Source organism: Campylobacter concisus (genome assembly GCF_003048575.1).
In the GTDB taxonomy this organism is placed as follows: domain Bacteria; phylum Campylobacterota; class Campylobacteria; order Campylobacterales; family Campylobacteraceae; genus Campylobacter_A; species Campylobacter_A concisus_U.
Map to the genome: position 1 here is coordinate 1 of NZ_PIRZ01000009.1, position 13509 is coordinate 13509.

Consider the following 13509-nt stretch of genomic DNA (forward strand, 5'->3'; position numbering starts at 1 on the left):
AGAGTTATATTAAAGATAGTAGGAGATGAAAAAGATTTAGATAATTTATTAAAGAATGAAACTCAAAAGGAATTAGCACAATGAAGCAATTGGCAATAATCATATTTCTCATAACATCTTTATATTCACACGAAGCAAACTGCACGGATATGTTTGGACTTATTTTTAATAAAAATTTAAGTGACACTGAAACGGCTAAATATATAAAATACTACATAGATGATCTCGGATGCGATGCTAATGCTAGTATAAATTTACCGAATTTCACAATGAAAGCCAGTTTATTAGAATTTGCATATAGCGCAAATAAGCCTAAAAGTATTGATGAGATTTTAGAAAAAGGTGCAGTACCTAATGTATGGTTGGCTGGTTCAATAGGATTAGACTTTTTGCTTTTTTTTGAAGAAAATGGTGTTAAGTTAGAAGGGCAGTCACCAAGCCCTGAGCTACTAGAATTTATAAAAACTCAAAAATATAAAGAATTTAAAGAAGAGAAATTTAAGCTAATCAAAAAACTCCTAGAACATGGGCAAGATCCAAAAGGCTATATCCTTTTACAGAAAGTATTAACGCTTGTAAATGATGAAGAGGTTTTAGATAATTTATTAAAGAATGAGACTCAAAAGGAATTAGCGCAATGAAGCAATTGGCAATAATCATATTTCTCATAACATCTTTATATTCACATACAATAAGTTGTGCTGATATGTTTAACATAATAGCTGATGAAAATATAAGCGACAATGATACAAGAAAAAATATTGAGGAATATATTAAAAAATATGAATGTGCGACAGATATAACTTTGAAAAATGAAAAACTTTCTAATAGAACATATGATTTGCTCGAATTTGCACATGATTATAAAAAGAATGAGACTTTTGATCTGCTTTTAAATAATGGTGCTAAGCCAAATATGCAATTAGCTACATCAATAGGATTTGACTTTGCATTTTTCTTTAGGGAAAATGGTGTTGGTATAGACAATAAAAAAGCTAGTCCTAAACTACTAGAATTTATAAAAACTCAAAAATATAAAGAATTTAAAGAAGAGAAATTTAAATTAATCAAAAGACTATTAGATTATGGACAAGACCCAAAAGATTATGGCTTCTTAAAAAACATATTAATGCTTATAAATGATGAAAAAGATCTAGAAAAAATATTAAACAGAAAGAATAAGTAGTGGATTTTTTAAATATAAATAAAAAGAAGTTAGATATAAAAAATAAAAATAATGAAATAGTAGGTGTTGATAAAAAAAGCAAATATGGGGATGCAACAAGAGCAATAAAAGCTACTGGTGGTGCATTTGGTACTATTGCTGGACCTGGTGGTTTTGTTTATGAGAAAGCTGCTGATATGGCCGAAAGGCAGATTGATATCACAAAAGATAAAGACTACAGAGAATTTAAAGAAATTAAAAAAATGGATCAAGTGGAGTGGTTTAAAAACTATCGTAACCTCACCGACACCGATATTGAAATGTTTGAAAAAGTATTACAACAAGAAGAAGAAAACGAAAAAAGATTGAAAGAGCAACAAATGGACAAAAATTTAACATCGCCAACATCATCACTGACTAAGCCTGTCATGCTAGCATCTAGCAATTCAGTGGCAACAGACGGCTTTGTGGACTACGGCGTATCTAACGATACCTTCTCGACTCTTCAAATAGCAAACGAGTCAAACGATAAATTTATCGTTACACGTGCAGATATTTATGAAAATTTAGAAAGTATATTTAGCATAGAGTGCTTTGCCTATATAAATTTGGTAAAAAACCCGCTTTATGAAAATTTAGACACCATCTACAATAACGATAAAAGTTACTCAAGCATATATAAATATCTTGATAAAAGTATAAAGCTAAGCATAAAAAGGCCATCTTCAACAAATAAAAATATCGTTCCAGATGGTAGCTCAAACGATATGCACTTTAGCGGAATAGTAAGCGATGTAGAGTATCTTGGCGTAGACGATGAGACTAGTACAAATATAGATAAAAAATACTTCTTTAAATTTAAGCTAACTTCGCCATTATATAGACTAAGCATAAATAGAGCAAATAGAATTTATACAGACCAGAGTATTTTAGAAGTAGTAAAAGATATTTTAGCTTTTAATAAACAAAGACTAACCAAAGAGCTGGACTTCTCAAATATCAAAAATAACTACAACAAGAGAGAATTTATAGCCCAGTACAATGAGAGCGACCTAGCCTTTATAACAAGACTTTGCCATGATAGCGGTATATATTTTTATGAAGACAATGAAAGAATTTACTTTCATGATACATTTATACTAGCTTATAGCAATCAAAATGAAAATTTTACTTCAAGTGATACAAGCAGTGGCAAGGAAGCTAGAAAAGTAAGCTTTAATGTAAATTTGAATAATAATCTAGCAACCGAACACATAAATAAAATAACAAAGAGCGAGACGCTAAAGGCAAATAGCTTTACGCACTCTTTTCAAAATACAGCCTATCCAAATGTACTAGAGAGTAAAAATGAAAAGATATTTGACGAGCAGGTAAATATCTATGACAAGCATATAAATTTAGATGAGTATTCATTTAGTGATACTAGCTTGCTTGAAGTTAGCACCTACCTTAAAAAACTAAGAAGCGATATGCTTTTAAAAGAATTTACCGCTAGCTCAAATGTATTTGCACTAAATTTAAATGATAATATCTCGGTAGCCATTGACGCTAGCAAGAGTGAATATGAGTTTAAAATAATAGCTTTAAAGCATACTTATATCGATGAGAGCGTTTTAGAAAATACTTTAAATTTAGGCGATAATGTCCCATTTAAAGATAAAAAATTTATAAGCTCATACACAAATGAGATAAGTATCATTCCAAGTAGTGTGAAATTTGTCCCAAGCTACAAGCAAAAGCCAAAAGCACCAGACATCACGCTAGGTCTTGTAGTCGGTCAAGATGGACTAAATAGCCAAAATAACACGATCCATACTGATAGCTATGGTAGGGTAAAGGTGAGGTTAAATGCTTTTAGTACGCAAGAGATAATCGATAAAGACGACGCTATCAACGCAAGCTATCACAAGAGCGCTTATCTAAGAGTGATAACGCCTATTGCTAGCAATAGCTCAGGCTTTTTTGCCATACCAAGGATCGGCGATGAGGTTATCATCTCTTTTTTACAAAACGATATAGACAACCCAGTGGTAAGTGGTAGCCTATATAATGCCTCAAATACGCCACTTGTAAATGTGGATAGTAACTATCACCAAACATCTCTTAGCTCAAAAACAATTGGTGCAAATGAGACCGGTATAAACGAGATCACTTTATCAAATTTAAAAAATAAAGAGCAAATTTATGTAAAAGCAGAAAAGGACTATGACGAGCTTGTAAATAACGACTTTTCTCAAACAATACTAAATGACAAAAGCTCACAGGTGCATGGAAGTTATACTGAACGAGTAAAAAAAGCACACATTCAGACGATAGATCTAGCAAAAAATGTAAATGTCGGAGGCGAGTATCTAACAACAGTTGGACTTTCAAAAGATACAGTAGTGGGTGTCTCAAATACGCTAAACGTAGCTATTGATAATAACACAAGAGTAGGTCAAGATAGTCATGAATTTGTAGGACATGATAAATTTGTAGAAGTAAAATCAAATCTTAATACGACCATACATAACGATGAGATGAAAGAGGTAAAAGGCACAAAAGAGCAGAACATAGATGGTGGCTATAAACTAAATTCACAAAAAGGTATAAATGAATTTAGTAACGAGCATATCGTGCTTCAGGCAAATAGCTACATTGATATAAATGCTAAGTCAAATTTCACAACAAAAACAGCTGCCCAGCACACTGAGATAGCTGATTCAAAATTTAGCAATATAGAGACGACTTATGAGGTAAATGCCAAAGATAAGATAATCCATCAAGTAGGTAGCACAAAAGTAATGATAGAAGGATCAAGCGTCGTGATAGAAGTAGCTGGCGTAAAGGCGATATTTGATAGTAGAGGGCTAAGAGTTATCGGTGGAGATATAAAGGCTTTATAAGATCATATTTAAAGACTTACTTTGTATTTTAGTAGGTCTTTAAATTTTTAAATAAAATCAATCTCTGCTAAAACTAAAGCTAAGAATTTTAAAGGCAAAAGCTAAATTTTAGGGCTACGATAAAAGCTAGCCACACAAATTTTTCAACATTGTACCCCAGTACAATAGACAAGCCCTTCTAAAATTTATATAATTCATTCAGAATTTCAAATAATATAAACAATAAGGAGAACATGATGGCTAAAGAAGCCGGAGTAGTTAAAAGCGTAAATGGAGGAATAGCAAGAGCACTTAATGACTTAACAGGAGAGGTAAGACAATTAAGTGTAGGAGATATTGTATACCAAGGTGAAAAGATAGTTACAGAGGGTTCTAACTCTAAAGTAACAATAACTCAAACTGATGGTAAAGATATAACTTTAATAGGTAAAGATACTCTAACTCTAGATCAAGACTCTAACAATAACGAAACAGTAGCTGATATCTCAGCTTTACAACAAGCCATCTTAAAAGGAACAGATCTTAATGCTCTAGAAGAAACTGCTGCAGGTGGTCCACAAGCAGGTGGTAATGGTGGAGATGGCGTAAGTTTATCTTCTACTAGCTTTGCAGAAGGAGGCCACATTAGTAACATAAATGCTAATGTAGGAAGCATAGATGCTTTAGCTCTAGCAGCAGGTGGAGATAATAGCTTTGGTGTAAGTGGAGGAAGTGCTGTTGGAGCTGGAGCTGGAGCAACAGGACCTACTTTACCAGCAGGAAGTATAAAAATTCCATTGTCAGCTTATACAGGAGAGGATGTATCATCAGGATTATTAACTTCATTTCACTCTTCTATACCTCATGGATACCACTTATATAGACATACTGATGGCAGAGATTATCTAACTCCTGACGATCCTACTGCTCCTAGTGCATTTGAATATAAAGAAGGTTGGTATGTAAGTAATGACGGTAAGCTAGCTATAGGTCAAGATAATGCTAAAGATCTAGCAGTAACTAGTGCAAATCAATCTTCAAACTATCCAGATGATGGCTCTGTAGCTAAGATAGTAGATCCTAGCCAAAATTTAAAAGTATTTGGCTCAGACACTCCTAACAACATAACAGTAGACAATACAAAAATAACATCTGTACGTGCGGGAGTTGGAGAAGATAATATTGATGTTAAGAATGGGGCTAAATTGTTGGAAATTTTTGGTGGCTCTGGAAGTGATGATATAACTGTAGAAAGCGGCTCTTTTGTAAATAAGTTATATGGTGATAATAAAACTCAAAACGATATACACGAGAAGCGTGTTCACCCGGATTTGGATATAGAAGATAAAGGTGCTGCAGCCGATACCATAAAAGTAACTGGAAATGGAACTAAAGTTAATTTTATAGGTGCTGGTGATGGAGATGATAATATAACTGTAGACAAAGGTGCTCAAGTAAAGCTTGTTTTAGCGGACGAAGGAAACGATAATGTAACCGTAAGTGATAGTGGAACTTACGTCAGTGCGATAAACGGTAGAGGTGGCGATGATACGATATTGGTAGAAAAAGGTGCAAAAGTCGATGGTATAGTTGGAAGATGGGGTAATGATAATATAACTATAACCGGAGCTGGCACTGTTGTAACAGAAAATGTAGAGGGCAACGAAGATAGCGATACTATTAAAATTTTAGACGGTGCAAGAGTAAAAGGATACGTTAGCGGCGGACGCGGCGAAAGTCCTAGCATATACGGCGGAGCTTCAGATTCCGATAAGGATAACGTTACTGTCGAAAACTCTACTGTTGAGGGAGTCGTAGAAGGCGGCGTATGGGGCGGTAATGACGGAATAAAAATTAAAAATTCTCATATAGGCGGGATATCCGGCGGAAACGGCGAAAATAAGATAGATATTTCAAATGTTACTAATTTAGATTCAAAGACTATTTGGGGCAATAAATTTAAAGATACCGTAAATATTGACGGAACCCTAAAAAATTCTACCATTATAACGGCCGATGGCGAGGATACAGTTAATATTAATGCCGGTGCGACAATAAATAATATTAATATAAATACTGGAGCCGACAAAGACACCGTAAATATCAATGCCAATATTACTGCTGATGTTGGCAAGCAATCAAATATTATGACCGAGGGCGGCATAGATAAAGTAAATATCGCTAGCGGCGTAACGCTTACCGGCACCGTTATTGATACCGGTGCCGGCGAAGAAACCATAAAGATTAACGACGGCAAAACGGCTAACGGCGATCGTATAGTATTTGATAGCTCCTCTTTAAAAACCGGAGCGGACAACGATATAGTAGAGGTTACCAATACTACGTTTATGAATAGCAACAATAGAGGTTTATCTGAGTTAAGAACAGAAGATGGAGACGATAAAATCACTATAAAAGAGGGAACTATATTCCAAGATAATTCAGTCATTACAGCTGGACGAGGCAACGATAAAGTATATCTGGAAAGCGGCGTTCAATTTAATAAAGCTGCCGTTTGGGCTGATGACGGAGATGACGAGATACATGTTAACGGAGCAGAATTTAACGGTCCTAGAGGTATAGGCGGCGTATCCGGCGGAGCTGGAAACGATAAAATTTTCATTAATGACGGAACTAAATTTACCGGCGGCTCTATACTAGGCGACGGTGGAGCTACGCTTGATCCTATAAATGGACCAGGAAATGACCAGATAACTATTTCAGGTACAAATACCGTTCTAGATAACGTAAATATAGATACCGGTGATGCTAATGCAGTTGGCGGAGCTAAAGATACCGTAAAAATCGAGGATGCACAACTTAAGTACACTAATATTAGGTCTGGTAATGGTAATGACGAGATAACCATAACTGGAAACGCAAATTTAACCGGCGGATATAACAGGAGCGGAAGCGGTGATGATACTATAACAGTAAGCGGCAATGCAATCTTAAATAACACGTATCTTCAAGGGGAACAAGGTAGTGATACTATAACTATAAGCGGCAACGTTAAGGCTAAAGGTGGTAATTTTAACACCGGAGCTGGAGCGGATGATAAGATAGAAATCAAAGATAATGCCGAGTTGGATGGCACTACATTACAGTTTGAAGGCGGTAAATCAACAGATAAAGCTACTCTAAACGTAACCGGAAACGCCGTACTAAAAGATGTATCTATACAGGCATCTTCATCTCTAGGCGAGCAATATATGAATTTCCATCAAAGCGGCGAAGCTAAAGTAAAAAGCCTTATGGGTAGCCAAAATAAAGACGTTATAGATATAGCGGGCGACTTTACTTATACTAACGTCAATCATCTTCAAACTCACGGCGGAGACGATGAGATAAAGATGCACGGCGGAGCTACAGTAAAAGTTAGTGTAGATATGGGTGATGGCAAAGATACTTTAACAATAGATAATGCTACATTTAAAGATTCTCTTGTGAATATGGACGGCGGTAACGACGAGATAAATATAAATGCCGGAGCAAATTTAACCGGCACAAGAATTTATACCGGTGACGGTAATGATACGGTGAATGTAAGAGGCGGTACGTTTAGCGAAGCAGAGATCGGACTAGACAAGGGTAAAAATGAAGTAAATATAGAGTCTGGCGCGGTATTTGGCGACCAAGATCCGAGTCTTTTCTATGGCGAGCATAAAACTTATATAAGATCAGATCATAGGGCTAGTCAAAATTCAGAAGATACCATAAACGTTAAAGCCGGCGCTACCGTCAAAAACGCCGAAATACAAACTTACGGTGGAGAAGATACTTTAAATATAGACGGTACGGTTATAAATTCGAATATAAAGTTAGGCTCAGGCAATGACACCGTCTCTATCGGTAAAAACGCAAGCATAGACGGCAGCTCTACTATCGACGGCGGAGCCGGATATGATACGTTAAAAGTCGCTGACGGCAGTATAGACTTTAGCAGAGTTAAGAATTTCGAAAAACTAGATTTAACCCAAGGCAATAACAATATAAATCTATCAGCTAAAGACGTTTTAGATATGACTGATAGCAACAATAAGCTAAGAATAGATGGTGATAACGGCGATAATGTAACGCTACAAGGCTGGATAAAGGATACTAATCTTACTTCTGATGGGTATACCGTCTATACAAAAGTAGAAGGAAGTCATACTGTAACCTTAGAAATTAAAGACGTAGTAGTACACGAGATTTAAAATTTAACTAATTACTTTAATCCCAAAGGAATTTCCTTTGGGATATTCTTTCTTGTCATTAAATTTTTATAATTGTTTGTCTTTTTAATCTATATAAAATAACCTTTTGTATATTTTTGTATAAATTTTCTGCAATAAAACATAAGACTATTTCAAGCTAAAATGATTAAGTAAATTTACAAACACCTAATAATAGTTTTATGGCTTATGGTCTGGTAAAAGCTATTATAAAGGCCTAAGCACTCTATAATTAATCGATATTCCACCTAACCAGCAACCTTCTTTTATCTTCGACGTTTAAATTTATAAAATCGATACCGAAGAGTTTGGTTAAATTTTCGCCCTTTAAAATTTGATCGGTTGCGCCGAATTCATATCCTAAGGGGCCGTTTAAAAGCAAGGTTTTATCCGCCGCCGCAAGCGCGTGATCGGGGTGATGCGAGGTAAAGATCACGCAGGTTTTTCGCTCGCTATTTAGCTTTTTGATTAGGCTTAAAACGGCGTTTTGATGAAAGACGTCGAGATAGGAAGTCGGCTCGTCCATGATTAGAATTTTGGGCCGTAGTACTAGCGAGCGAGCTATTAGAGCTAGCTGCATCATGCCGCCGCTTAGCTCGTCTACGTTTAAATTTAAATACTCGCTAATGCCTGCTATCCGTGCGGCTTCCTCGGCCATCGCCCTATCCTCTGCGCTCGGCCTTGAAAACATACCGACGTTTGCGTTTACGCCCATTAAAATCAGGTCTTTTACTTTAAAGCTAAAAGCGATATTTTCGCTTTGGGGCACGTATCCTACGAGTTTGGCACGCTCTTTGCTGCCAAGAGAGGCATGATCGCGGCCATCAATCAAAATTTGACCGCTTTTTACTTTTAAGAGTCCTAAAATAATCTTTAAAAACGTAGATTTACCTATACCGTTCGGGCCCAAAATCGCAAGCGTTTCGCCGCTTTTTAGGCTAAGGCTCAAATTTTGCAAAATTTGCTTCGCCCCGTAAGAAAAGCTTAAATTTTCTACGCTTAAGACCATCTTTTGCCCTTTTTAACGATGATGACGCCGATCATCGGAGCGCCTATAAGCGCGGTTAGGATACTTAGCGGGATTTCAGCCGAGCTCACGCTTCTAGCCGCGACGTCGGTTAGCATCAAAAATATCCCGCCTAAAATCGCCGAAATCGGAACTAGCTGCGAGTTATCGGAGCCGTAAATTAGCCTCGTAACATGCGGCATCAAAAGCCCTACCCAGCCGATAATACCGGCGATGGCTACGCTTGCGGCCGTTATCAGCGTAGCAAGTATGATAAAGATAAAGCCCAAAAATTTACTCTCGCCCAAAATGCTTGCATGTTCGCCGCCTAAGGATAAAATGTTTAGCTTCCAGCCCATTAGGCTCAAAAGCACAAGCCCGCTAATGCAAACGGGAGCAAGCGCTGCTACGTCGCTCCAAGATATGGCGCTTAGACTTCCCATCAGCCAGTAGACGATACTAGGAAGCTTTTCTTGCGTGTCGGCAACGTATTTGACAACCGAGATCAGCGCCTCAAAGATAGCGCCCGTGATAATGCCCGCAAGCACCAGCATGAGCTTTGAGTTTTTGTTTGCCAAAACACCCAACGCGTAAGCTATCATGACGGCTAAAAAACCGAAAACGAAAGCGCCTATTTGCGTGGCTACGGGGCTACCGAAGGCTAAAATGCAAACCACTGCGCCAAATCCAGCCCCGCTACCTACGCCCAGGATATTTGGGCTTACCAAAGGATTTGCAAACATCGCCTGAAATATCACGCCCGCTGCACTAAGGCTGGCGCCTATCAAAAACGCCGCTATCAGCCTAGGCAAGCGCAGATCGAATATCAAAGCGTAAAGCGTCTCTTTGTCGTTTTGATAATAGTCAATTAGCCCGTCAATAGAAATCCTACCCGCAAGCAGCGAAAAAACAACCGCAAAGACTAGCAAAAGCGATAAAAATAGATACTTTTTCATTATCTAAAAAGCTCGTAAAATTTGCTCTCGCCGTTTAGATCAAAGCGTAAAATTTGAGCTATCTCATCGTCACTTAGATCGTAGTCGTAGAGGAGCTTGTAGCTCTTTTTCATCTCTTCTTTTAAATTTATATGCGCCTGCCCCGAAAACAGCACGCTAAACCACGCCCAGCCCAAGTGCGATTCGCCCGTAGGCGGCTCCCACATATCGCCTCCCAGAGGCATTTTATAGACGGCTTTTTGTTTGACGGCTTTTACGTTTTTTAAAATTTTGTCGTTAAAAAAGTCCCGCGGAGTTAGCTCGTCGAAGTTGCTAAGCAAGATAACGTCCGGATTTTGAGCGAGAATTTCTTCTTTATTTAAAATTCTAAATCCCCCGAAATTCGCCGCATTTACTCCGCCGCTTAGCTTTATCTCGTAGTCGAAATACGTCCCGCCTCCTGCGGCCTCGTAGCTTTTATCTCGGCCGAATATAAAAAGAACCTTCGGTTTTTTGCTAAGCACTTTTACGAAATTTTCTATCTTAGCTCTTACCTCGGCTCTATTTTGTAAAATTTGTTCCGCTCTTTGCTCTTTTTCGTAAATTTTACCCAGCATCCCAAACCAAAAAAGCGGATCCTCCTCTGTGCCGCTTAAATTTACCAAAGCTACGTTTAGGCCTACTTTTCGCAGCGGCTCAATGATCTTTTCGCCTCTCATGCCCCATTGCACGACAAGATCGGGAGATAGTTTTAGTAGCTCCTCGATATTTGGGGTAAAATCCTCTCCTATACCGCCTGCGGGGATACTAGCCGCGCCTTTGATCATTTTTCCGAGCATTCCGCGCTCGATATTTTTCTTGGCCATCGGATGGACGGAGGCTAGGCGAGATACGTTGTTTTCGACGCTGAGGGAAAACGAAGCTAGCGGCACCGGAAACAGTGCTACGCTCTTAACGGAGCGGTCAAAGTAAAGCTTATTGCCGCTTTGATCGGTAAATTCAAGCGCGCCCAGCGTCGCTGCTAGTAGCAATAAAACGGATATGATTTTCCTCAAATTTGATCCTTAAATTTGTAAATTTTAGAGCTTTTGAGCGGGCCTGTTTAAAACCCGCTCGGCAAATTTAAAATTTAAAAGCTAGCCTTAAAGCCTAGTTTGAAATTTCTGCCCGGATTTATGAGCGGGTTGCTAGCGCTTCTAGGCTGGCTGATTAACTCGTAGCTTAGGCTTGGGGCGTATTCTTTGTCAAAGATATTTTCGACGCCGAAATTTAGGCTAAAATCTTTTAAGAAGCCTAGTTTGCCAAGGCTCTTGCCAAAGTATAGGTTATGTACGAAATATCCCGCTCGCTCGCGCTCTACGCTGTCGTCTATACGCGTCTTTCTCGCCGCCCAGTCGCCGCTATACTCTATGTACGAGTTTGCCAAAAACTCCGGCGAATAAGAAACGGCCACGTGTCCGCTAAGCGGAGCGATCTCGGGAAGCGGTTTGCCGGTTTGTTTATTTTTGCCGCGCGTGTAGGCGAGATTTGTTTTAAACTCCAAATTTGACAAAATTTTATAAGCGAGGTCAAATTCCGCTCCGCTTATCTTGGCTCTATTTACGTTTTGCGACTGATAGTAGGTCACGCCGCCGCTTTGCCAGTTTCGCTCTACGATCAGGTCTTTATAGTCTCCCGTGTAAAATATCAAATTTGATCTAAGCGCTTTATCCGTATAGCGAAGTCCGGCCTCGTAGGTAACGCCTTTTTCGATATTTAGATCAGGATTTGGCAGATACGCCTCGCTGCCTGAAAACGTAAGTATCGGAGCGACCTCGCCGCTCATAGGAGCTCTAAACGAAGTAGAAAAATTTCCCACGAACTCAAACCCCTGGGCGATAGGGTAAATAAGCCCTAGTCCGTAGCTGGCTCTGCCGTCTTTTCTATCGTTGGCGTTTTCGTATAGGGCTTTTACGGCGGGGCTCATCGAGCTATCCATATCAAAGGACGTTTTTATGCGGTCGTAGCGTAAATTCGCGCTTAAAATCGCATCGTTGCCAAATGCATACTCAAGCAAACCAAACCCAGCGACGTCAAGCTGTTTGGTTCTTAGCCTGTTGCGTACGCTAGGGCCTTTGTTTACGCTTTGATACACGCTATCCCAGTCTTCGTAATAAAAATCTACGCCGTAGGTTTGGGTTAGGTTGTCGCCTATAAATTTCCCGATAAATTTACCGCCGTAAACTTTCGGGCCGTTTACGTAGTTATCGACTTGTCTAGGCGAAAACGAGCCGATATACGGCCTTATATTTAGGTGCGTATAAAGCTCTCTGTAGTACAAGCTAGAATCTAATATAAATTTATCGTTTATGTTGCCTTCGTAGTTTAGCGCTACGTATTTTTCTCTAAGAGGCGCTTCTTTTATGTATTTTTGAAAACCTTTTTTATTCGCCGTTCCGGGAGCGCCAACAGAGGTACCGACTACGCCGCGCTGCGACTCCGTATATCTGGTCACGAGCTCAAGCCTGTGAAAATCGGCAAAGCTATATCCGCCTTTAAAATCAAGACTTCGGTAATTATACCTTGTATTTGGGATTTTACCCGCCGGAGTGTCGTAGTCCTTGCCGTGTTTGTAGTTTAAGCCTAGCAATGCGTCAAACCCGTGTCCGACTATGCCGAGTTGTAAGCGGTTTTGTGTGCCTTTGTTTGCGCTTTGATACTGGGTGCTTAGATACGTATCCGATAACGCCCAGTCGCCGTGCACGTCCCCGCTAGCTCTTTTGGTGACTAAATTTACTATGCCGCCAAAGGCATCTGTACCGTAAAGCGTGCTAGCGGGACCTCTTATTATCTCTATCCTTTCGATTTGATCGGGCGTAAATATCGAATACTCAAACGCCGGCCTACCTCTAAATCTAAGTCCGTCTACAAACATCGGTACGCGGTAATCAGACGAGCTAAAGCCTCGCACGTTTACGGTGCCCGAGTCCATGCCTTCGTTTACGATTGAAACTCCGGGCGCTTCGCTGATTAGCTCGGGTACGCTTTTACCGAGCTTTCTTTCTATGGTCTCTTTATCTACTACCGAGACGCTTTTGCTTATCTCGTCTACGCTTTGAGACGATCTTTGCGCCGTGACGGTTACGCCTTCTAGCGATTTTAGCTCTACTTCGTTTTGCGCGGCGGCCAAAACGCCGACCAAAGCGAGGCTAAGCGCGATTTTTCTTTGCATTTAAACTCCTTTTAAAATATTTGAGTAATTATATAGAAATATATAATGATTTTCAATATGTATAAAAATGATATTATATTTTAAAAAGCCATAATTGCTACATTTATGCTA

The 13509-nt window shown here is 39.0% G+C and carries 8 protein-coding genes; 4 read left to right on the forward strand and 4 right to left on the reverse strand.

All coding sequences use genetic code 11. The features are described 5' to 3' along the window. Window positions 1–80: 80 nt before the first annotated feature. The 4 genes from CVS84_RS09050 (at window position 81) to CVS84_RS09065 (ending at window position 8228) form a co-directional block, all read left to right on the forward strand. Window positions 81–641 (forward strand): hypothetical protein, encoded by a 561-nt coding sequence (locus tag CVS84_RS09050; protein WP_199906131.1) that lies wholly within the window; start codon window positions 81–83, stop codon window positions 639–641. Beyond that, entirely contained in the window at window positions 638–1186 is a 549-nt protein-coding gene (locus CVS84_RS09055) for a hypothetical protein (RefSeq protein WP_234411935.1), read from the forward strand. Before CVS84_RS09050 ends, CVS84_RS09055 begins: the two co-directional genes overlap by 4 nt. Next, a complete protein-coding gene (locus CVS84_RS09060) occupies window positions 1186–4050 on the forward strand; it encodes a type VI secretion system Vgr family protein (RefSeq protein ID WP_199906132.1) in 2865 nt (954 codons plus the stop codon). Before CVS84_RS09055 ends, CVS84_RS09060 begins: the two co-directional genes overlap by 1 nt. Window positions 4051–4286: 236 nt before the next feature. Then, window positions 4287–8228, forward strand: coding sequence for a retention module-containing protein (locus CVS84_RS09065; RefSeq protein WP_107692011.1), 3942 nt, complete (start codon window positions 4287–4289; stop codon window positions 8226–8228). A 250-nt stretch (window positions 8229–8478) separates the two neighbouring features. Here the strand turns inward: CVS84_RS09065 and CVS84_RS09070 are convergent, their stop codons facing one another. From CVS84_RS09070 to CVS84_RS09085, 4 genes are all read right to left on the reverse strand, one after another. Next, window positions 8479–9255, reverse strand: coding sequence for an ABC transporter ATP-binding protein (locus tag CVS84_RS09070; RefSeq protein ID WP_107692012.1), 777 nt, complete (start codon window positions 9253–9255; stop codon window positions 8479–8481). Then, a complete protein-coding gene (locus CVS84_RS09075) occupies window positions 9246–10208 on the reverse strand; it encodes a FecCD family ABC transporter permease (protein WP_107692013.1) in 963 nt (320 codons plus the stop codon). The genes CVS84_RS09070 and CVS84_RS09075 overlap by 10 nt, the downstream gene beginning before the upstream one ends. After that, window positions 10208–11242 carry an ABC transporter substrate-binding protein gene (locus tag CVS84_RS09080; protein WP_107692014.1) on the reverse strand — a complete coding sequence of 345 codons (1035 nt, stop codon included), beginning with the start codon at window positions 11240–11242 and terminating at the stop codon, window positions 10208–10210. Before CVS84_RS09080 ends, CVS84_RS09075 begins: the two co-directional genes overlap by 1 nt. A gap of 74 nt (window positions 11243–11316) precedes the next feature. Next, window positions 11317–13398, reverse strand: a complete 2082-nt coding sequence (locus CVS84_RS09085) for a TonB-dependent receptor (protein WP_107692015.1) — start codon at window positions 13396–13398, stop codon at window positions 11317–11319. Window positions 13399–13509 lie beyond the last annotated feature (111 nt).

What these genes read in the sequence shown, in the direction of transcription:
- CVS84_RS09050 (WP_199906131.1), top strand. Translation starts at nt 81, where the DNA reads ATGAAGCAATTGGCAATAATCATATTTCTCATAACATCTTTATATTCA.
- CVS84_RS09055 (WP_234411935.1), top strand. Translation starts at nt 638, where the DNA reads ATGAAGCAATTGGCAATAATCATATTTCTCATAACATCTTTATATTCA.
- CVS84_RS09065 (WP_107692011.1), top strand. Translation starts at nt 4,287, where the DNA reads ATGGCTAAAGAAGCCGGAGTAGTTAAAAGCGTAAATGGAGGAATAGCA.
- CVS84_RS09070 (WP_107692012.1), bottom strand. Translation starts at nt 9,255, where the DNA reads ATGGTCTTAAGCGTAGAAAATTTAAGCTTTTCTTACGGGGCGAAGCAA.
- CVS84_RS09075 (WP_107692013.1), bottom strand. Translation starts at nt 10,208, where the DNA reads ATGAAAAAGTATCTATTTTTATCGCTTTTGCTAGTCTTTGCGGTTGTT.
- CVS84_RS09085 (WP_107692015.1), bottom strand. Translation starts at nt 13,398, where the DNA reads ATGCAAAGAAAAATCGCGCTTAGCCTCGCTTTGGTCGGCGTTTTGGCC.